Origin of the sequence: Pantoea sp. SJZ147 (assembly GCF_007828605.1) — a bacterium.
Taxonomy (GTDB): Bacteria; Pseudomonadota; Gammaproteobacteria; order Enterobacterales; family Enterobacteriaceae; genus Pantoea; species Pantoea allii.
Window position 1 is genome coordinate 1 of record NZ_VIVB01000003.1, and the last position, 20,120, is coordinate 20,120.

Genomic DNA, 20,120 nt, shown 5'->3' on the forward strand with positions numbered 1-20,120 from the left:
AGTGTGGGGTCTCCCCATGCGAGAGTAGGGAACTGCCAGGCATCAAATTGAAAACCTGCACGTTACTTCGGGCAGTTCTCTACTCAAAAGAGAGTGGGACAAAAGCAAATGCTTTTGAACGCTGCAGAGCAGCGGCCCGAAGGGTGAATCACCGCGTGATTCATCAACTGCAGGCATCAAATTAAGACCAGTACGCTGGTCGTGACCTTACCGGTGACGCGGAAGGGCGAAACACCTGATATCAGAACGTTTTTCTGACGTCAGTACAGAATCGGTGGAGCGGTAGTTCAGTTGGTTAGAATACCTGCCTGTCACGCAGGGGGTCGCGGGTTCGAGCCCCGTCCGTTCCGCCACTTAATTGGAAAGCCCTGACTTAACGGTCAGGGCTTTTTCCATTTCTGCGCGGAAATTTTCAATAATTTTCTCCTCAGCTTCAGGTTCTACGTCAGCAGGCTCTTAAAACACTCAGGCCGACGTAGCTCTGTCAGGACTTTAAAGAGAGCTGATGCAGCAACTGTGTCTGCACATGCCAGGGCTGCTTCACCACCCACTCACTTAGAAAATCAATGAAAGCGCGAACACGCTGGGTGACGCCAAGATCGCTGTAATATACGGCGTTAAACGGCATCTCTACCGGCAGCCGCTGCTCGGACATGATTTCCACCAGACTTCCTTCTTCTATTTCTTTATGCACCATGTAATCAGAAAGACAGGCGATGCCATTGCCGTCAAGGCACAACTGCTTGATCGTTTCCCCGCTGTTAGAATCAAGCTCTGAACGAATGCCATAGAGCTCACCACCTTCACAGGCTACGGGCCAACGGTTAAGACGAGGCGCATCAATAAAACCAAGACACTGATGGTTATCCAGATCGGCCGCGCGTTGAGGGATGCCGTATTTTTCCAGATAGTCAGGTGACGCAATGAGACGGCGATAGCTGATAAAGAGCAACCGTGCTCTAAGGCCTGAATCCGTTAAGCTTCCTGCGCGGATCGCCACATCAACTTTACGCTCGATAAGGTTAATAAAGTTTTCAGAAGAAATAAGCGAAAGGTCTATTTCCGGATAGCGTTCCCGAAAGGACTTTATCATCGGCAGAAGCAGATGCAGTATGACCGGTGTTGCCGCATCTATACGCAATAACCCCTTCGGCATCTCACGGCTTTCTATTAACTCATTTTCCGCAGCGGTCATGACCTGAAGGAAATTTTGAACCTGATGAAAATAGCGTTCCCCTTCCTGAGTTAACGCCAGATTCCGGGTGGTACGTGTAAGCAAAGCCAGGCCTAATTTGTTTTCCAGCTTTTTTATCGTACGACTCACGGCTGAATTGGCCATCTGTAACGTCTCAGCGGCCCGACTAAAGCTTCCACTTTCAACGACGCTCACAAATACTTTCAGTTCTTCAGACGATGCCTTCATGGTTTCTCTTCACGTGAAATAGCCTGTAAGACCAACATGACTGTTATTAAAGCACAGCCTCTACCGGAGCCCTTGGCGTAGAAGGCTTTTTCATTATATCGATGCATCACCAGTCTGCCATTTTACAGCGGATGAGAGAACTGAGAAGACATTGACGCGGCCATCAGGTGCCGGTTATCACGGAAATAAAACGGGGTAGGGTGAGAACAATCGGCAGCATCCATTGAAACTGCGTACTAAAATCCCTATAACAGATAAGTCACACGAATTTTTGAACGATTAGCCAGGCGGGAAAGTGCGCAAAAAAACCTATGCGATGAGATATGTAGCCGGACAGCCAGCGGAAAGGATCTTTCCCCCGGGTGCAATGTTTCATCTCGGTCAGGCGTTGCCTCCTGGCGCACCGCTCCCTGCCGATCCCAATCTTAAAGTGCTGGTATGGAATATCTTCAAACAGCAGCGTGCCGACTGGATGTCTGTACTGGAAGGATTCGGCAAAGATGCACATCTCGTTTTACTACAGGAAGCGCAGACGACGCCTGAGCTTATCCGCTTTGCCACCAGTAATTATCTGGCGGCCGATCAGGTCCCTGCTTTCGTGTTGCCTCAGCATCCCTCAGGCGTGATGACGCTGGCTTCCGCTCACCCAGTCTACTGTTGTCCTTTGCGCGAACGAGAGCCGCTGCTAAGGCTCTCTAAATCGGCACTTGTCACCGCCTATCCGTTACCTACCGGCGAAACGCTAATGGTAGTAAATATTCACGCCGTAAACTTTAGTCTGGGCGTAGACGTTTACAGCAAACAACTGGGCCCCATTGGGGAACAGATCATCCATCACCGTGGGCCGGTGATCATGGCCGGCGATTTCAACGCCTGGAGTCGCCAGCGAATCAATGCCCTTTACCGTTTTGCTCACCAGATGCAACTGGAAGAGGTGATGTTTACTGCCGATCACCGACGCAAAGCTTTTGGCCGACCGTTAGATTTCGTGTTCTATCGCGACATGCGCGTCAGCGAAGCCTCTGTGCTGGTCACGCGCGCATCCGATCATAATCCTTTACTGGTCGAGTTTAACGCCAAAAGGTAAGGACGATGGCGGAAGGCTTTCTGTCAGGGGGAGGGCGGAAAAGCGCGAGGTCAGGCAGATTGCGGCAGAATCGAATAAGAAAAAAGGCTGACAAATGTCAGCCTTTTCAATGTATCAGGTATCTGGCGTTGCGTTATTCTTCACGAACAACGTTAACTCATCGCCAGGCTGAATATCTTTCGCGTTACTCACAACACTGTTCCAGCGCATCACGTCTTTAATGTTTACGCCGTGACGACGGGCGATACTGTCAAGAGAATCACCCTTACGAACGCGATAGGTGATGCTGTTGCCATTATCCGCCAGGCTGGTGCCATTCGATCCGACAGTCAGTACCTGACCTGGACGAATACTGGCACTGCGCAGATTGTTTTGCTGCTTCAGTGTTGCAACACTGACGCCTAACTTATTCGCGATTCCCGACAGGGTATCGCCATTTCGCACTTTGTAACCGCCATCGCCACTGGCTTTCGCCAGTTGGGTCGGCTGTACTGCGGAGATATCACCGGAAGCCAGTGAATCACGCAATTGTGCGACATTAGACTTCGGCACCATAATGTAATGTGGCCCATTTGGTGCTGTCGCGCCGCCTTTGTATCCGGTATTAAAGCTCTTTAACTTATTGAGCGGCATACCAGCCATTTCTGCGGCCTGCGTCAGTTTAATCTGCTGGCCTACTTCAACACGTGCTAATGCGCGGTTTTCATTAGGCGTCGGCAGTTTAATTCCGTAACGCTTGTTGTTCTTGAGAAGTTCGCTCAAGGCCAACATTTTCGGGACATAAACCGTGGTTTCACGTGGAAGCGAAAGATGCCAGAAGTCGGTGGGCTTGCCGCGCGCCTTGTTCTGTTTAATCGCTTTTAGCACACGTCCTTCACCACTGTTATAAGCAGCAACTGTCAGAAGCCAGTCACCGCCGAACATGGTGTTGAGACGCTGCATCATATCCAGCGCAACCTTGGTTGAGGCGACAACGTCGCGACGACCATCGTAATAACGGTTCTGTTTTAAACCATAGTTTCGACCCGTACTTCCCACAATCTGCCAGATGCCAGCGGCATTTGCAGACGAGGTTGCATGAGGATCAAAAGCGCTCTCCACTATGGGTAGCAGTACCAGTTCCATCGGCATCTTACGTTTCTTAATCTGCTCGACTATCCAGTACATGTACGGCTCTGCCCGTAATGTTACATCGTGGAGATAGCTCTTATTTTTTAAAAATTTTAATTTTTGTTCGCGGATTCGCGGGTTTTCCGGAATCCCCATCTTCAACTCGTCACTAATGAAACTCCAGAGATCACTATCTTCTGCGAGGCCAGTTCCATCTTCCTGCCATCGCGGCGATAAAAGTCGATCACCGTATTTTCCATTTTCACTTTGACCAGCTGAAGACAGACTCTGTGCATGCTGTTCGGGGATATTGGCGTCATTCCGTGATGCCTGACATCCTACCAGCAAGACCGAGGCGAGTAATATCGCTTTAGCCTTCATATGTGTGTCAATAGTTCGTTCGCTTAAAAGACGAGCAACTATACGTGACGGTGCTTCACAACACAACCTGAAAAATCAAAAACGGTCTTTCTTCTCGCGTAGAACGGCAAATGTCTGCCATACCGGCCCAACCTCTGAATCAAGGCCTAAAGCACGTTGTAAATCAGGATCTTGCGTTCTGAGAAATAAATTTATTATGCGCTCGTGGGCCAGTTTTGTAGGTAAAGTAATACGGTTTTCGGCCCGTAAGTCCTTAATTTTGTGGTATTCAGCCGTTATTTGCGGGTCGTGGGGTAAAATTGCAGCAGCAAACTTCAGATTGGATAAAGTATACTCATGTGCGCAGCACACCAGAGTCTCTCCTGGAAGCTTGTTAAGTTTTTGAAAAGATTCATACATTTTTTCTGGCGTACCTTCGAATAACCTTCCGCAGCCGCCTGAAAACATCGTGTCCCCACAAAAAAGATAAGGCGAACTGTAATATGAGATATGTCCTAAAGTGTGCCCCGGGGTAGCGATGACCTCGAATGACAGACCCAAAATGTCAAACTCATCCCCTTCACTAACAAGGTTTTTTGCGCCTTTGTCCGCCGTTTCCTGTGGACCGTAAACCACAATGTCGGGGAAGTGTTCACACAAGGTTTTAACGCCGCCGACGTGGTCATTATGGTGATGGGTTAACAGAATGGCTTCGGGCTGCCAGCCGTTCGCGTGAATCTTCTCCAGCACCGGCTGGGCTTCACCAGGATCAACAATCAGGCATTTTCCCTTGTCATCTGTTAACGTCCAGATGTAGTTATCTTGTAATGCAGGAATACTGGTAAGATTCATAAAACCCTCTCGCTGGCCGTAAAAAAGGAAAATGGTAAAGCATGAAGTCCGCTAAAACACGCCAAATCCTGAACGCGCCACTCTCATGGCGCGACATGCCATGGGGAGTCTACTTCCGCGATGCACTGACACAGCAACTTCAGCCTTACCTTGGAAAGCTGTACGGCTTTCATATGCTTAAGCTTGGCAACCTCAGCGCAGAAATCAACACGGAAAATTGCGCTATCTCACATCAGGTCAGTGTTGGCACTGAGGGAGAACAGTTACAGGTACTAGCCAATCCCGCACAACTGCCGTTTGAGTCAAAATCGGTTGATGCCTGCTTACTGGCACATACGTTGTCATGGAGTCAGGACCCCCATCGGATATTACGGGAAGTCGATCGTGTGCTAATCGATGATGGCTGGATGATCATCAGCGGCTTCAATCCGTTCAGTTTGCTGGGGATCAGTAAGATGGTGCCGGGCATTCATCGTAAAGCGCCCTGGAGCAGCCGCATGTTTAGTCAGATGCGTTTACTGGACTGGCTGGGCTTGCTGAATTACGAAGTGGTTTTCCGCACGCGTTTCCAGGTGTTGCCCTGGCATCGACAGGGGGGGAAAATGATCAGCGCTCATTTACCCGCGTTAGGTTGCCTGAACATTGTCGTGGCGCGTAAACGAAGTTTTCCGCTCACGCCCACGAAGGCGCGGATGAGTCTGAGCAAAAGGCAATTACCCCAGACCGTCAATGCGACGCGCCAGTTTCGGCAGGCTAACGATCAGGATTCGGGCTGATAGCCAATATCATCAAAGGCCGGATTGTTAGCCGCACTGCGCGCCAGTTCATCACAGCGTTCATTTTCGGGATGGCCCGCATGGCCTTTAACCCATTCCCACTGAATCGTATGAGTGCTGAGCGCAGTATCAAGCCGTTGCCATAAATCGACGTTTTTAACGGGCTTCTTTTCGGCGGTTTTCCAGCCACGCTTCTTCCAGTTATGTATCCATTGCGTAATGCCCTGGCGCACATACTGACTGTCGGTACTCAACACCACATCACAGGGCTGTTTCAGGGCTTCCAGTGAAACAATGGCCGCCATCAACTCCATACGATTGTTGGTCGTCAGGCGATAACCCGCACTGAAGGTTTTTTCATGCTCTCCGTAACGCAAAATTGCACCATAACCACCCGGACCTGGGTTGCCGAGACAAGATCCATCGGTGAAAATCTCTACCTGTTTACGCATCTCTGGTAGACTTCCTTCTGACAAAACGCCAAGTCTGACATAAAACGAGCCCTATGAGCACTGCAAATAACCGTCAAATTGTTCTCGATACTGAAACCACCGGTATGAATATGATCGGGGTGCATTATGAAGGTCACCGCATCATCGAGATTGGTGCTGTTGAAGTGGTTAACCGTCGTCTGACGGGGAACAACTTCCATATGTATCTGAAGCCTGACCGGCTGGTCGATCCTGAAGCGTTTGGCGTTCACGGTATCGCCGATGAATTCCTGCTGGATAAACCCACCTTCAGCGATATTGCCGATGAGTTTCTCGACTACATCCGCGGGGCGGAACTCGTTATTCATAACGCGTCGTTTGATATCGGCTTTATGGATTACGAGTTTGGCAAGCTTCAGCGCGGCATTGAAAAAACCGAAACCTTCTGCAAGATAACCGACAGCCTGGCGATGGCGCGCCGCATGTTTCCTGGCAAGCGTAACAGCCTTGATGCGCTGTGTTCGCGCTATGAAATAGATAACAGCAAGCGTACGCTGCACGGCGCACTGCTTGATGCCGAGATTCTGGCTGAAGTCTTCTTAACGATGACCGGTGGGCAGACGTCGTTGTCGTTCTCGTCGGAAGAGGAGCGAGCGCGCCAGCAGCAGAGCGAGGGCATTCAGCGTATCGTTCGTCCCAGTTCAGGCTTGCGTGTCGTCACCGCCAGCGCGGATGAAGTTAACGAACACGAGTCACGCTTAGATTTGATTATGAAGAAGGGCGGCAACTGCCTGTGGCGCGTCTGAAAGCCAACGTTTTGTGTGTAAAATCAACATTGGGGCGAAAATAGCAGCAAACGGAATGTTACGCGGGGAAAAGCGTTGACGCGTAAAGACGTTGTGATTAATATGCGCCTCGTTCCCGACGGGGAACAAAGCGCGGAGCGGTAGTTCAGTTGGTTAGAATACCTGCCTGTCACGCAGGGGGTCGCGGGTTCGAGCCCCGTCCGTTCCGCCAAATTTTGACGCCATGCTGGTTATCAGCATGGCGTTTTTGCTTTTTAGCGACTGAAAGCACGAAGCATTCCCCCCCTTTACTCACTCGTCCAAAGCGTTAATGCTGCCAAACAGAAGATGCTGTGCCCGCAGCAAAACTTTGCTCTCGCTTATGCACTATTAACGCGTTCGCAGAACTAAATAATCAACTGCTGACGGTTAAATGCCTGATTCCAGTCATGGCTGAAATCATCAATGGCGTGCTTTGCCAGAGGGGAGTTAAACATTTCACACATAACATCGACAGGCAATGTAACAGCCGCCGCTCCCGCCAGCAGACAGTCTGCCACCTGAGTGGTGTTTTTAAAGCTGGCAGCGAGTATTTTGCAATCCATCTTGTGCAGTTGAATAAACTGCTGAATATCTGAAATGGCCTGCTTTGCATTAATATTGTTATTTTCCATGCGATTAAAATAGGGCGCAATATAATCAGCGCCTGCGAAGGCCGCTAACATCGCCTGTGAGGTGGAATAAACCGCAGTACCTAACGTTGGAATGTTACGCTGTTTCAACTGAGTCATTGCGGCCAGCCCTGCACGATTGACGGGTATTTTTACGACCATATTGGCGCACATTTCATGCAGATACTGCGCTTCGCGAATAATATTCGCTGTATCGCTTGCTAAAACCTGAGCAAAGATAAGTTTCTCCTCACCCAAAATAGTCCGGATGTCACTGATTAAGTGCGTCAGTTCGACGCCAGATTTAGCAACCAGCGAAGGGTTGGTGGTAACGCCATTGACGGGTAAAATTTTTACCATCTCGCGAATAGCAAACGTATCTGCACTATCGATATATAATTCCATATTCCCTCTCAGGTATTCTGGTGTTTCAGTCACTCGCTAATGAATGTCATTTATGCAAATCATAGATATTGATGGCCCCGACTAACGTACCTTGTTGGTTGACCACCGGTGCCGCGCTAATGCGTCGGTCATATAATTTCTGCGTAGCCGCCGCAACGCTGAGGTGCTCGGCCAGTTTATAACCGGGACGTGTCAGGAGTGGCTCAAGTTGATCGTCCAGCTTTTTACCTGCCAATAAGGCGCGACGCAGGTCGCCATCAGTAAAAATACCCTCAATATCATTGTTATCATCGCAGGCAATAACAATTCCCATACCGGTGCGGGTAAGTTCTTCCATCGCATCTAAAACGGAGGCGTTTTTATTTACGCGCGGAATACCTTCGGCTTTACGCATACTTTGAGTAACCGAGTTAAGCAAACCAGCGCCTATACTGCCTCCAGGGTGGGAGCGGGCAAATTGCTCCTCACTGAAATTGCGGGAACGCATTAGCGCCATTGCCAGAGCGTCACCCAATAACAGGGTATTCACGGCGCTCGACGTTGGAGCAAGCCCCATCGGGCAGGCTTCACGATTTACAGCAAGGTGAAGGACGTGGTCGGCTTGTTGTGCCAGAAAGGAGCTGGTTACGTTGGTTATTGCAATGATGGGGACATTGAGTGCCTTAAGAGCAGGTACAATAATCTGTAATTCAGTGGCTCTTCCGGAATTTGAGATAAAAATAAATACGTCCTGTGAGGTGATCATGCCCAAATCGCCATGCAATGCCTCGGCGGGATGCACAAAAAAAGCCGGGGTGCCAGTACTGGCCAGTGAGGCAGCTATCTTTTTACCAATATGACCTGATTTACCGATCCCAGAAACAATGGTTTTGCCCTTGCATTGAAGAATCAATTTACACGCATTTATAAACTCACCATTTAAACTATTAAACAGATTCTGAGCTTCGGTAATTTCAAGCGAAAGCGCCTCTCTGGCATAGTCCAGCAGCACTTCTGGATTATTCATCATCACCTCCTGCGACAATGACGTTGATTTTTTTATCCGCTAATTGTTGAAGATAATGAGCAGTAATACCGGCATCCGTGATAATGGTATCAACCTTATCCAGGCTGCAAACAACATTCGGACTTTTGCGACCAAACTTGGATGAGTCAGCTAACACAATAATCTTGTCAGCCGCCGCGCACATCGATGTGCTGACGGCATGAACTTCATTAAAGGTGGTGATCCCCATATCCAAATCAATGCCATCGGCGCCAATAAATAACTTATCAAAGTTAAAAGAGCGGAATGCTGACTCGGCAAGCCCTCCATGAAATGAAACTGACTTTTTTCTTAACGTTCCGCCGGGCATTAAAATGGTCTGATCGCCGTCTAATTCCATCAGCGCATTCACAATGTGTAGGCTGTTTGTCATAACAGTAATGTTATTGAACGGCTTCAGATGCCTGACCATTTGGAGCACTGTGCTGCCGGTATCAAGGATCAGCGAATCACCATCGTTAACCAGTTGTACGGCCGATTCAGCAATGCGCCTTTTCCTGTCACTGTTAATATGTGTTTTATGGTCGATAGGTTGATCGCCTTCTTCATGGCTCAGAATGACGCCACCGTGAATACGAATAACCTCACTGCGCTTCTCCATCTCGGTCAAATCTTTACGAATAGTGGTGCCTGTTGCTTTAAAATGTTCGATCAGATCGCTAATTGTGGTTTTGCCATTTTTTTGTAGATAGGCAAGGATGGCTTCCTGTCTTTGTCGCGGTTTCATTGGTAAAGCCTTATCTGAAAGGTGTTTTTTATCAAAATTAAAGCAGTGCTGTAATTTTCATCCTGCTTTCAATTTAACACATTACTCTTTCATTGATATGGCGGAAAGTAAGGCTTTTTGACACGTTTCACGCTCAGGAAAAATTTTTTTCGCATCTATATCATTAAGATAACAGCCATTTAACAAAGGTAGCGCGCGTGGACGGGCAAAAACGGTGAAACCTTTCATAATGACAGCCGATATGATTCGTCCTTTTGTATCTACAGCGAGTGCGATAATAACGCGTGGTTCAACATTGAAGCGGGTAGATGCTGAACGCCCAATTCCGACTCTGCCTTGCTGAAATAAGCCCTCTAACATGCGGTTAAAGCTTCGTAGCTGATACCAGCCAAACAGCGTATGTGCCAGCCATGCTAAAAGTGCTACAGCAATTATCCCGCTACTCATCTTCTTCTCCTGAGCGATGCCAACATACCAGGCCAGCTAATCATGAGCGGGTCGATCAAAACATCACCTGACCGCCCGTGATGTTGATAGACTGTCCAGTGCAATACGAGGATTTATCACTGGCATAAAACAACAAGACATTCAGGACATCCTGATACTCGCATCCGCGTTTAAGTGGCACTTTCGCAATATAACTGGCTTCAACTTCGTCGGGCGAGATGCCCAATTTTTTTGCATACTGGGGGAGCAGAGATTGAAACATCGGCGACTTGAGCAAATTACCCAGCATCAGTGAATGTACCGTGATGCCATAATCCGCTAAATCAAGTGCCAGGGACTGTGTTAATCCTACCCCGCCAAATTTAGCAGCACTATAGCCCGAATTATGTTTACTGCCTGTTTTACCCGACTTTGAATTAATCTGAATAATGCGGCCTGGAATATTATCGCGAATCATCAGCCTGGCAAATTCACGCGCGCAAAGAAAATAGCCTACGAGATTGACCTGCAAAGATACTTCAAAATCTTTTAATGCAAAATCAGTGACGAAGGAGGCTTTTGCCATGCCGGCACTATAAATCATCACATTGACCTGTTTAAAGATCGTATCGATATTGCCAGCAAGCTCAATAACACTTTTCTCATCTGTTGCATCAACCTCAAACCCCACGGCCAGATCAGCGCCATATTCGGCGTTAATTTCTGAGGCAACTTTTCTGGCGTTTTCACCCTTCAAATCTGCTACGGCAACGCGGTAGCCCGCTTCGGCCAATCCTTTCGCCAGAAACGCACCCAGCGTTTGCCCTCCACCGATTACAACAGCAACTTCAGACATAACAGGCTCCTAAGCAAAGAGTTTGACGGATGTTTCAGGCGTGATCCTTTCGGGCGCTTTTCCACTGACATGGATTGAGCCGGGTAATTGCGCTATTGACTGCCCATCGAAAACGACGGTGATATGTCCCAGCTCGCGTAGGTTCTCAATCGCGACCTCACCGATAGCGGTCACTGGATAACACCTTTCTCCCAGTTGCAGGGTTGAACCCGTTACAGGATGTCCCATCAGCATGCCATGCTGATGAATAAAGCAATAATCCTGAATATCGGCTGGTGCGCCTTCCCGAAATAAAATCATCATGTTTTCAAGCAGCGCATCGTGGGCATTTATGCCAACTTTGATTATTTCAGTTTCAAAGTGCGTCATGACTTTTCTCCAGAAGGTTAACGTTCAGTGATAAATAAAAGCAGAGACGGCCCAGGCAATCAGCACAGTCGGTGCACCGGTCAGAAAACGGCCTACCAGTACAGAAGGAACCCCCACGCGCACGGTGTCCTGTTTCGCCTCCGCCAGCGATAAACCGACAGGAATAAAATCCGCAGCAGCTTGTGCATTGATGGCAAACAGGGCAGGCAGGGCAAGATGGGGTGGAATATTACCCAGCCCGATCTGAACGCCAATAAGTACACCGATAACCTGGGCAATCACCGCCCCCGGTCCTAAGAACGGCGACAGTAGCGGGAACGAACAAATTAACGCCAACGTGATTAATCCAAGCGGATTGGTGGCTAGTGGGGTCAGCCCGTGGGCAATCATATCCCCCAAACCTGAGGCCATGATGATTCCAATGATGGCAGCAACGAATGCCATAAAAGGGAGAATAGTCTTGAGTACGGTATCGATTGTATCGCGGCCGGCCTGGAAAAACTCGGCAACGATGGTCCCCATTCCCGTGCCGATTTTTGCCAGTAAACCGTCGCTTTGCTCGGTGATTTTTTTACTCGGATCGTAATCTTTACCCGTAGTTGAATCACACGGTGCCAGGGCAGCAAACTTTGCGTCATGCTCGTTTACCTGCTCTTTACTGTCATGCTGCTCTTCATTGACGATGCTTATATTCTCAGGCTTAACGCCAGAGACATAAATGTTCTCCAGAATATATTGCGCCAGCGGTCCGGATTTCCCCGTGGCATGGATATTCACAGTGGGAATACCTCGTTTGGGATAAAGACCACAACGTAGCGTGCCACCACAATCGATGATTGCCAGGCCAATCTCATCAGCGGGTGGTTCACCTTGTTTAAAACCATCTACGGCTTCCCAACCGGTGATTTCGCTGAGCCTGTCCACAATTGACGGTCGGGTGCCTGCTGTGATGTAAACAATTTTTTTCCCAGGTGTTATATCAAGTTGTAAAGGGCCGCCCCAACCACTGCTTCCTTTTTCGATACGGATTTGTGTCGTCATTTTATTTTCCGCCTTTATTAAAGCTGAACGTTTTTGTCGAGCTTAATGCCCATCTTTTTTTCAAACAGGCTGGTGGTGAGATCGGTAATCCAGCCCCGAAAAAAATTAGTAAAAAGTCCAACCAGAAAATAGCTAACAGCAAGGGGACCTAAGGGCAAACCTAAGGTTGTCAGGCCGCTGGCAACGCCTAAATAAACAAAAAGTTCGCCTGGATTAACATGAGGAAATAATCCATTCATGGAATGGCAACTGTACGAAGAGGCCGCGTAGTATCCTGGCTTGTATTTTTCGGGCATAAATCGCCCCAGGCTGAGTGTCATAGGGTTACAAAAAACGAAGGTGCCGATAAGCGGTAAAAGCAGATAGCGTGAAACAGGGTTGCCCGCACATTTTTGTGCCAGTCGCTCAATTCGATGCTGCCCTACGAATCTGATCAACGCGTTCATTACGACTAATAAACTAATTAACAAAGGTAAAATTCCTGTCACCATGCCGACAAAAACTTCACCTCCTTTCTGGAACAGTCCAATAAACCATTCCGCACCAAAGGTGATTGCATCAATCATGTTGCCACTCCTTTAAGGTTGCCTGGATTTTCGCGCTTGCTACGCCTTAACTCGCAAAAAATATAATCGTTTTGAAGGGGTAAATATTTTATATAGATCACAAATAAATTATTTAACTTTCAATTTGAACTATTTTTGTTTTGAAATGAATTTTTTGTCTGGTGGGGGCATCGCATTCTTTATTTGCCGTTGCGACAGGGTTAGCTGACTCTGTAAAGGTTTATGCTTATGATTTTTAAGTTTTTTATACCTACTGAGTTTCAGCTGGCAAAGACAGGATCAATGCGAACGCGGAGCGTTTCTACGAAAGAGGGAGGGCTGATATGCATCAAGATAGCGTGTTGATACGCGGATGCAGGATAGGGCACTCAAGGCTGAATAGAAAAACCAGTCAAAATCATTCCTCATCAATGCAGTCCGGTGGTCTGCGGCCCAACGAAAAACGACTCTACGTAGAGTCGTTTTGTGGGGTTACTGTACAGGCACAGGGCTTGTGGACAGGCCGCTATTCCTTCTGCATCACCGCCGCACCAGAAGCCATTGAGCGATCTTTCTCAACGATCTGCTTTTCGCGTGCCACCATCCAGTAGCCACCGGCAGCCAGCGCCACACCAATAAACCAGCTAAAGTTGGCCACCTGATGCAGGGCAGGGATAAAACTGATCACCAGGCAGATTGCGACCGCAGGCAATAATGCACCAATGGCTTTTGGATTAAATCCACCGCGATACCAGTAGCGCCCTTTTGGCGTGTCATCGAACAGGTCATCAACATAAACGCGGCCGCCTTTAATCAGATAAAAATCCGCTAATAAAATGCCAAACAGTGGGCCGATAAAAGAGCCCAATACATCCAGCGTGTAGTGAATCAGTTCCGGCGACTGGAAAAGATTCCAGGGCGTTAACAGCACCGAACCTACTGCCGCAATCATCCCACCTGTACGGAAGCTAATTTTCTGCGGTGAGCAGTTTGAAAAATCGAAAGCGGGTGACACAAAGTTCGCAACAATGTTGATACCAATCGTGGCGGTAATCATCGTCAACAGGCCAATTGCCACGGCTAAATCACTCCCCACCATGCTGACGGTTTCGATTGGATCGGTGATCATTTTACCAAACAGCGACTGTGTGCCGGAGACAATCACCACGGTAACGATGGAGAACAGCAGAAAGTTGAACGGCAGCCCCCAGCGATTACCCCGACGAATGTCGCCTATGCTTTTGCTGTAACGCGAGAAATCGCCAAAATTCAGCAGCGGACCTGAGAAGTAAGAGACAACCAGCGCCGTGGCGGTAATCATTTGCCAGGTCTGTTCACCTGCCGTCAGTTGTTTGCTGGCAAGCGTAAACGAAATACCGTCGAAACCTGTTTTGTATACAATCCAGCCGGCCAACGCCAGCATCACCACGTAAACTGCAGGACCGGCAACATCAATAAAGCGTTTGATCGCGCTCATGCCGTGCCAGAACACCATGGCCTGGAGAATCCACATCACCCCAAAGCAGCACCATCCCAACTGAGACAGGCCAAGCCAGTGGCTGTGTGTCAGACTTTCGAGCGCAGGATAAAACTTTAACAGCACCAGCATCAGCGCATTGGCCGCCAGCCAGGTCTGAATGCCGTACCAGGCGAAAGCAATCAATCCGCGAATCACCGCCGGAATATTGGCGCCAAAGACACCAAATGCCTGACGGCAAATAACCGCATAAGGCACGCCCGCCATTTGACTCGGCTTAGCCACCAGGTTGGCGCAAAGCTGCACGATACAGATCCCTGCCAGCAGACACAGCAGCACCTGCCAACTGGCCAGCCCGAGTGTAAAGAAGCTTGCCGCTACCACATATCCACCCATGCTGTGTACGTCCGACATCCAAAACGAAAAGATGTTGTACCACGACCAGTTTTGATTGCGGGTGGGCGCCAGGTCTGCATTACATAGCCTTGGACTGTACGCTGCTTCGGCTTCAGAGGCCGATGTGTTACCCACCGTTGAATGATTTGGCATGAAACCTGCTCCTCTCAAAGACATGAATAAATGACCCTATGTGTAAACGTTGCAGGATCCAGGCCAAATTTGATTTTTGTATACAATATTTATTTTTAACGTATACGATAAGTTACGCAAAGATGTTTACCGGAGCGGGTAATGAAGAGTGAAACAGGCCAGAGAACGGCGGCCGATCTGCATGATAAAGATGAGCCTATCTATCAGGCGTTGATGAACGCCATTGTCGAACATCAGTTGCCACCCGGAAGTAAATTACCGGAAGAGGCGCTTTCAGACGTATTCGGTGTCAGCCGCACAGGCATTCGGAAAGTGTTGCAGCGCCTTGCTGCGGTGCAAATGGTGACGCTTACGCCCAAACGTGGTGCACATGTCGCGACGCCCGGAGTGGAGGAAGCGCGTGACATTTTCCGAACCCGCAGTCTACTCGAATGCGCCAACCTTCCTGCCGTACTGGAACATATGCAGGCACCTCACCTTGCCGCGTTGGCTGCGCTGGTTGAGCAGGAAAAGGCGGCCATCGAACAGCATGATGGCCCTGCGGCAATTCGTCTGTCGGCGGCGTTTCATATCCAGCTGCAGGCTATTTCCGGCAATCAGGTGTTAACCGATCTCGTTACGCGACTGACCCAACGATCTTCCCTGGTCATTGCCGCCTGGGGCGCTCCCTGGCAGCGCGGTTGCCGCTGTGATGATCATGAGCAACTGTTAAAACGTTTACGAGATAAGGCGTTAGTACCGCTAACCACCTCGATGCAGCACCACTTTGAACATATTGTTTCCAGCCTGCACTTTGAACGCGGAGGCGAAGCGTTGCCGGATTTCACCCGGTTATTTTCGGGTCATAAAGGAGCCTTATCATGAGCCTGATTCAGGTAATTAATCCCAATACCAGCCAGGCGATGACGGAAACCATCGGTCAGGCGGCGCGCGCGGTGGCAGCGCCCGGCACGGAAATTCTGGCCGTCTGTCCTACACAGGGCGTGCCTTCCATTGAAGGGCATTTCGACGAAGCGATCGCGGCGATTGGCGTGCTGGAACAGATTAAGCTCGGCAAAGCGCAGGGCGTCAGTGGCCACGTCATTGCCTGCTTCGGCGATCCGGGGTTGCTTGCGGCACGCGAACTGGCCAGCGGGCCGGTGATTGGTATTGCGGAAGCGGCCATGCACACCGCAACCTTACTGGCGACGCGCTTCTCCATTGTCACCACTTTGCCCCGAACGTTGGTGATCGCCCGTCATTTGCTCCAGCAGTATGGCTTTACTCATCATTGTGCAGGCTTACATGCCATCGATTTGCCGGTGCTGGCATTAGAAGATGGAAGCGGGCTGGCACAGGAGAAAGTGCGTCAGCGTTGCCTCCAGGCGAAGCAGGAAGACGGCAGTGGTGCGATTGTTTTAGGCTGCGGCGGTATGGCAACGCTGGCGGCGTCGCTCACCCAGGAGTTGGGGATGCCGGTGATCGATGGCGTCAGTGCAGCAGTAAAAATGGTGGAATCGCTGGTGGCGCTAGGGTTTGGCACCAGCAAACAGGGCGATTTGGCTTATCCTTTACATAAACCACTCTCTGGTGCCTTTCAGCACCTAAACTAAGCAGATGTTCCCGTTCACCGACAGGATGCACGTTATGACTGAAAGCCAGGATAAGAAAACCTACAGCTTCAATAAAAATTACCCGCGCGATTTGATCGGTTATGGCGCGAATCCTCCTCATGCGGCCTGGCCGAAGAAGGCCCGTGTCGCGGTGCAGTTTGTACTTAACTACGAGGAAGGGGCCGAGAACAGCGTATTACATGGCGACACAGGTTCAGAGCAGTTCCTGTCTGACATTATCGGTGCCGCCAGCTATCCCGATCGGCATATGTCGATGGAATCGCTGTACGAGTACGGTTCCCGTGCCGGTTTTTGGCGCATTCATAACGAATTTCAGAAACGGGGTTTGCCCCTCACCGTTTTTGGTGTGGCGATGGCGCTGGCGCGTCATCCGGAAATCGTTGACGCGATAAAACAGGCCAATTACGACGTGGTCAGTCATGGCTGGCGCTGGATTCATTACCAGGGCATGGATGCCAAAACCGAACGCCAGCATATGCAGCAGGCGGTAGATGTGTTGTCCGATCTGTTTGGCAAAGCACCGACGGGCTGGTACACCGGCCGTGACAGCCCCAATACGCGCCGTTTAGTAGTTGAGCAGGGTGGATTTAGCTACGACAGTGACTATTACGGTGACGATCTGCCGTTCTGGACCCAGGTGACCTGCCAGGACGGCACGGTAAAACCGCATCTGATCATTCCTTACACTCTGGAATGCAACGATATGCGATTTGCCTCGCCACAGGGATTCAACACCGCGGAGCAGTTCTTTACCTATTTGCGTGACACGTTTGACGTGCTGTATGAAGAGGGCGAAACCTCACCCAAAATGATGTCGGTTGGGATGCACTGTCGCCTGTTGGGCCGTCCGGGCAAATTTCGCGCGTTGCAAAATTTTCTTGATCATATCCAACAGCATAAAGAGGTGTGGATCTGTACCCGGCAGCAGATTGCCGATCACTGGAAGAAAACGCACCCCGCGCCAGAGGCGTAACCTCCTCCGGGCGGTAAGCGCGTGACGGCAAAAGAGCGCCGGCACGCGCTGCCGCTGTTTCTGGCGTTGTTGCCCGCGAGACAACTGCGCAGGCAACCATTCAGTCACACAGGGCGGGATCGGCCTCAATCATCAGTTGCTTCATCTCTTCGAAATGACGGAGAGAGAAGTCGGGAATACTTTCCCAGTCGCGGGCGGTTTTTTCCGCGACTTCATCACTCAACACTTTTAAAGGTTGCCCGGTAGACCAGGCGGTGACCAAAATCTGGCAGGCGCGCTCCAGCGTCCAGATGTCATCAAAGGCCTCGCCAATCGTCTGGGCGGTCACCATGACACCGTGATTCCCCATTAACAGACGGCGTTTATCGGTCAACAGGCTGGCCAGTCGTGCGCCTTCCTCTTTGGTATCAGCCATGCCGCCGTATAACGTATCCACCGCGAGACGGTTAAAGTAGCGTGCACTGTTTTGATCAACCGGCGGAATGTGTGGCTGTGCCAGACAGGCGACGCTGGTGGTGTAAACCGGATGCAGATGCATCACGACGCGCGTTTCTGGCAGTCGCTGATGAATTTGCCCATGGATAGACCAGGCGGTGGCATCAACATCCTCCTGGTCTGCACAGGATGGGTCCTCTGCATTGAGCAGCAGCAGATCGCTGGCACGAAGGCGTGAAAAGTGTTTCCACTTTGGGTTCATCAGAAACTGCTTACCATCCGGCGAGACAGCGGCACTGAAATGATTCGCTACCGCCTCATGCATGCCGAGATGGGCAATAATGCGGAAGGCCGCAGCCAAATCGATACGCGTTTGTTCTTCGAAAGAAAGTGCCATATTACCTCCTGAAAATGAACGCGTGCCCGGCACGCGTTTGAGATTAAGGCTGTGGCATCAAGGTGTTGAGATCGTCTGCTGTCGGCGCTTCAAAATGGTATTTTTTCAGCAGCGCGGCATACTCTGGCGTTTTACGGTAGGTTTCCAGCGCGGCGACCAGGGCCTGTTTCACTTCTGTATTGTCCTTCTTCACGCCGAACCCGTTTAACACCGGGTAGATGAGCGTTGTGGAGGAAATCTGAATGCGGTTGCCCAGCTTTTGAACGACGCCACGCGCGACCGCGGCATCGGTGATCTGCGCTTCGACTGCGTGGGAGAGCATCGCCTGCGTCGTCTGCGGATCGGTAGCATATTCGCTGATCGCGATAGGCGGCTTACCGTTTTTCACACAGTAATCGTCAGACAGTTTATGTAACTGCTGTAACCAGGAGGTGGCGCCCATCGAGCCAATTTTATGACCGCAGAATGCTTCGGGCGTTTTGGGCTGATAATCACTGCCCTTCAGCGACAGAATAGCTTCGCCGCTCTTCAGATAGGGAATCATATCGATCACCTTCATGCGGTCGGCGGTGATATACATTGACGAGTTAGTGATATCGAACCGGTTACTCTGCAAGCCGGTAATCAGGTTAGGAAAGCGGGTATCAATATTCACGGCCTGACGGCCCATCACTTTTGCCAGGCCATCAAGAAACTCAATGTCGAAGCCGGCGGGCTTGTTATCCTTCATATATTCATATGGAAAGAAGGTCATATCCGATCCGGCGATGATTTTACCTGGTTGTAAAAAAGCTGAGGCGTTAAATGACGCCAGCACAGCGCCTGCAGCAAGCAGACTTAATACACATGTTTTCATCGTTATTATCTCTCTGTTAGGCGCTATCAGACGTTGGCAAGATCTTGACCGGCCTGCTGAACAAAGAACGACGCACCCCGCGGTTTCTGCGGCAGGCGAAGTTCATTTGCGGTGCTGCGGACCAGGCCGCTCTCGTGACCATAGACCAGCGTTCCGGCATCCGGACTGGGTAACGGGTTTTCACCGAACGGCAGCGCATCTTCCGCCGCGTACACGGCGATAAACAGTGTGCGCGGCCAGGCGGTTTCATTGGGGCTGGAGGCGTGCAGCAGCCGTGTATGCATAAAACACACGGAACCGGAAGGACCAAAGCAGGCAGTAGGCTGCTGACACTGTTCTTTCACCACCGCAGAATCGACAGCACCGGTAAAGCGTCCGTCCTGCCAGTGTGAATAAAGTGGCCCCTGATGACTGCCCGGCAACACGTTTAACGGGCCATTTTCCGGCGTGACCTCACTGACCATCAGCAGCGCAGTCACAATATCGTCGTTGCTGTGCGGGGTGAACAGAAAATCCTGGTGCCACTCCACTTTGGTTGCGGTATGGGGCAGCTTCGAGTTGATCTTACTGTGATGATAGCGTGTGCCGCTGCCACCAATTAATTGCCCGGCAATATGCGCCATACGTGACTGCAGGGCCGCATGGCGATAGGCGGCAGAGATGTCGTTCGGTGAGCTCACACGGCGTAATGAAGGGTGATCGGCACTGTGATCGCTCTCAATGTCAAAACGCGGACGGCCATCCTGCGTATCGCCCCAGGGCGCACTCTGGCTGCGGCTTTCCTCAACCCACTGATCAAAATCGTGTTGCAGCGCTGCGATTTCATCGCTTGTCAGGACATGTTCAACTACCAGAAATCCTTGCTGGTGATACTGATCTATCTGCCATTGTTCAATCATGGTCGTGCCCTC

22 protein-coding genes and 2 tRNA genes are annotated in these 20,120 nt (G+C 50.2%); 8 read left to right on the forward strand and 16 right to left on the reverse strand.

Annotation, left to right across the window (positions count from 1 at the left end; all coding sequences use genetic code 11):
• Positions 1 to 276 precede the first annotated feature (276 nt).
• Positions 277 to 353: transfer RNA gene (locus tag FBY13_RS05205), tRNA-Asp, on the forward strand.
• A gap of 131 nt (positions 354 to 484) precedes the next feature.
• On the opposite strand, the gene yafC is transcribed toward FBY13_RS05205, so the two are convergent.
• On the reverse strand, positions 485 to 1,423 hold the full coding sequence (yafC, locus tag FBY13_RS05210) for a DNA-binding transcriptional regulator YafC (RefSeq protein WP_063878498.1): 939 nt from the start codon (positions 1,421 to 1,423) through the stop codon (positions 485 to 487).
• Positions 1,424 to 1,718: 295 nt separating this feature from the next.
• Between yafC and FBY13_RS05215 the strand changes: the two genes are divergently transcribed.
• Positions 1,719 to 2,510: an endonuclease/exonuclease/phosphatase family protein gene (locus FBY13_RS05215; RefSeq protein ID WP_063878499.1), complete on the forward strand. Its 792-nt coding sequence runs from the start codon at positions 1,719 to 1,721 to the stop codon at positions 2,508 to 2,510.
• Positions 2,511 to 2,624: 114 nt separating this feature from the next.
• Here the strand turns inward: FBY13_RS05215 and mltD are convergent, their stop codons facing one another.
• Together mltD and gloB are read right to left on the reverse strand one after the other, a co-directional pair.
• Positions 2,625 to 4,001 carry a murein transglycosylase D gene (gene mltD, locus FBY13_RS05220; RefSeq protein WP_063878500.1) on the reverse strand — a complete coding sequence of 459 codons (1,377 nt, stop codon included), beginning with the start codon at positions 3,999 to 4,001 and terminating at the stop codon, positions 2,625 to 2,627.
• A 75-nt stretch (positions 4,002 to 4,076) separates the two neighbouring features.
• Positions 4,077 to 4,832 carry a hydroxyacylglutathione hydrolase gene (gene gloB, locus FBY13_RS05225; RefSeq protein WP_145393669.1) on the reverse strand — a complete coding sequence of 252 codons (756 nt, stop codon included), beginning with the start codon at positions 4,830 to 4,832 and terminating at the stop codon, positions 4,077 to 4,079.
• Between the two features lie 41 nt (positions 4,833 to 4,873).
• Here gloB and FBY13_RS05230 point away from each other — a divergent pair, with 41 nt between their 5' ends.
• Positions 4,874 to 5,608, forward strand: coding sequence for a class I SAM-dependent methyltransferase (locus FBY13_RS05230; protein ID WP_063878502.1), 735 nt, complete (start codon positions 4,874 to 4,876; stop codon positions 5,606 to 5,608).
• Here the strand turns inward: FBY13_RS05230 and rnhA are convergent.
• Entirely contained in the window at positions 5,593 to 6,060 is a 468-nt protein-coding gene (gene rnhA, locus FBY13_RS05235; protein WP_096011046.1) for a ribonuclease HI, read from the reverse strand. The two genes, FBY13_RS05230 and rnhA, sit on opposite strands and share 16 nt — an antisense overlap.
• 53 nt (positions 6,061 to 6,113) lie before the next feature.
• Between rnhA and dnaQ the strand changes: the two genes are divergently transcribed.
• On the forward strand, positions 6,114 to 6,845 hold the full coding sequence (gene dnaQ, locus FBY13_RS05240; protein ID WP_063878504.1) for a DNA polymerase III subunit epsilon: 732 nt from the start codon (positions 6,114 to 6,116) through the stop codon (positions 6,843 to 6,845).
• Positions 6,846 to 6,979: 134 nt separating this feature from the next.
• Positions 6,980 to 7,056 (forward strand) — tRNA-Asp (locus tag FBY13_RS05245).
• Between the two features lie 175 nt (positions 7,057 to 7,231).
• Here the strand turns inward: FBY13_RS05245 and FBY13_RS05250 are convergent.
• The 9 genes from FBY13_RS05250 to FBY13_RS05290 form a co-directional block, all read right to left on the reverse strand.
• Positions 7,232 to 7,900: a transaldolase family protein gene (locus tag FBY13_RS05250; RefSeq protein WP_145393670.1), complete on the reverse strand. Its 669-nt coding sequence runs from the start codon at positions 7,898 to 7,900 to the stop codon at positions 7,232 to 7,234.
• A gap of 46 nt (positions 7,901 to 7,946) precedes the next feature.
• Positions 7,947 to 8,906 carry a KpsF/GutQ family sugar-phosphate isomerase gene (locus FBY13_RS05255; protein WP_145393813.1) on the reverse strand — a complete coding sequence of 320 codons (960 nt, stop codon included), beginning with the start codon at positions 8,904 to 8,906 and terminating at the stop codon, positions 7,947 to 7,949.
• A complete protein-coding gene (locus FBY13_RS05260; RefSeq protein ID WP_145393671.1) occupies positions 8,899 to 9,672 on the reverse strand; it encodes a DNA-binding transcriptional repressor in 774 nt (257 codons plus the stop codon). The genes FBY13_RS05255 and FBY13_RS05260 overlap by 8 nt, the downstream gene beginning before the upstream one ends.
• A gap of 81 nt (positions 9,673 to 9,753) precedes the next feature.
• Positions 9,754 to 10,119: a transcriptional regulator GutM gene (locus tag FBY13_RS05265; protein WP_109718265.1), complete on the reverse strand. Its 366-nt coding sequence runs from the start codon at positions 10,117 to 10,119 to the stop codon at positions 9,754 to 9,756.
• Positions 10,120 to 10,174: 55 nt separating this feature from the next.
• Complete coding sequence (gene srlD / locus FBY13_RS05270) at positions 10,175 to 10,954, reverse strand: sorbitol-6-phosphate dehydrogenase (protein WP_096011042.1); 780 nt, start codon at positions 10,952 to 10,954, stop codon at positions 10,175 to 10,177.
• 9 nt (positions 10,955 to 10,963) lie between these two features.
• Complete coding sequence (locus FBY13_RS05275) at positions 10,964 to 11,323, reverse strand: PTS glucitol/sorbitol transporter subunit IIA (protein ID WP_063878510.1); 360 nt, start codon at positions 11,321 to 11,323, stop codon at positions 10,964 to 10,966.
• A gap of 24 nt (positions 11,324 to 11,347) precedes the next feature.
• Complete coding sequence (locus FBY13_RS05280) at positions 11,348 to 12,364, reverse strand: PTS glucitol/sorbitol transporter subunit IIB (protein ID WP_145393672.1); 1,017 nt, start codon at positions 12,362 to 12,364, stop codon at positions 11,348 to 11,350.
• Positions 12,365 to 12,381: 17 nt separating this feature from the next.
• Complete coding sequence (locus FBY13_RS05285; protein ID WP_013024730.1) at positions 12,382 to 12,930, reverse strand: PTS glucitol/sorbitol transporter subunit IIC; 549 nt, start codon at positions 12,928 to 12,930, stop codon at positions 12,382 to 12,384.
• Between the two features lie 505 nt (positions 12,931 to 13,435).
• The gene (locus FBY13_RS05290) at positions 13,436 to 14,935 is read right to left on the reverse strand and encodes an NCS1 family nucleobase:cation symporter-1 (protein WP_145393673.1); all 1,500 of its coding nucleotides are present in this window, start codon (positions 14,933 to 14,935) and stop codon (positions 13,436 to 13,438) included.
• 141 nt (positions 14,936 to 15,076) lie between these two features.
• On the opposite strand from FBY13_RS05290, the gene FBY13_RS05295 reads away from it, so the two are divergent.
• Genes FBY13_RS05295 through puuE form a run of 3 tightly spaced genes read left to right on the forward strand, consistent with a single transcriptional unit; the run spans position 15,077 to position 17,521 of the window.
• Positions 15,077 to 15,799: a GntR family transcriptional regulator gene (locus FBY13_RS05295; RefSeq protein WP_145393674.1), complete on the forward strand. Its 723-nt coding sequence runs from the start codon at positions 15,077 to 15,079 to the stop codon at positions 15,797 to 15,799.
• Entirely contained in the window at positions 15,796 to 16,527 is a 732-nt protein-coding gene (hpxA, locus tag FBY13_RS05300) for an allantoin racemase (protein WP_096011040.1), read from the forward strand. The genes FBY13_RS05295 and hpxA overlap by 4 nt, the downstream gene beginning before the upstream one ends.
• A gap of 34 nt (positions 16,528 to 16,561) precedes the next feature.
• On the forward strand, positions 16,562 to 17,521 hold the full coding sequence (puuE, locus tag FBY13_RS05305; protein ID WP_063878515.1) for an allantoinase PuuE: 960 nt from the start codon (positions 16,562 to 16,564) through the stop codon (positions 17,519 to 17,521).
• A 100-nt stretch (positions 17,522 to 17,621) separates the two neighbouring features.
• Here puuE and FBY13_RS05310 read toward each other — a convergent pair whose 3' ends face one another.
• Genes FBY13_RS05310 through FBY13_RS05320 form a run of 3 tightly spaced genes read right to left on the reverse strand, consistent with a single transcriptional unit; the run spans position 17,622 to position 20,108 of the window.
• Entirely contained in the window at positions 17,622 to 18,353 is a 732-nt protein-coding gene (locus FBY13_RS05310; RefSeq protein WP_096011039.1) for a class II aldolase and adducin N-terminal domain-containing protein, read from the reverse strand.
• Between the two features lie 43 nt (positions 18,354 to 18,396).
• The gene (locus FBY13_RS05315) at positions 18,397 to 19,209 is read right to left on the reverse strand and encodes an ABC transporter substrate-binding protein (protein ID WP_145393675.1); all 813 of its coding nucleotides are present in this window, start codon (positions 19,207 to 19,209) and stop codon (positions 18,397 to 18,399) included.
• A gap of 26 nt (positions 19,210 to 19,235) precedes the next feature.
• The gene (locus FBY13_RS05320) at positions 19,236 to 20,108 is read right to left on the reverse strand and encodes a phytanoyl-CoA dioxygenase family protein (protein WP_145393676.1); all 873 of its coding nucleotides are present in this window, start codon (positions 20,106 to 20,108) and stop codon (positions 19,236 to 19,238) included.
• Between the last annotated feature and the right edge of the window lie 12 nt (positions 20,109 to 20,120).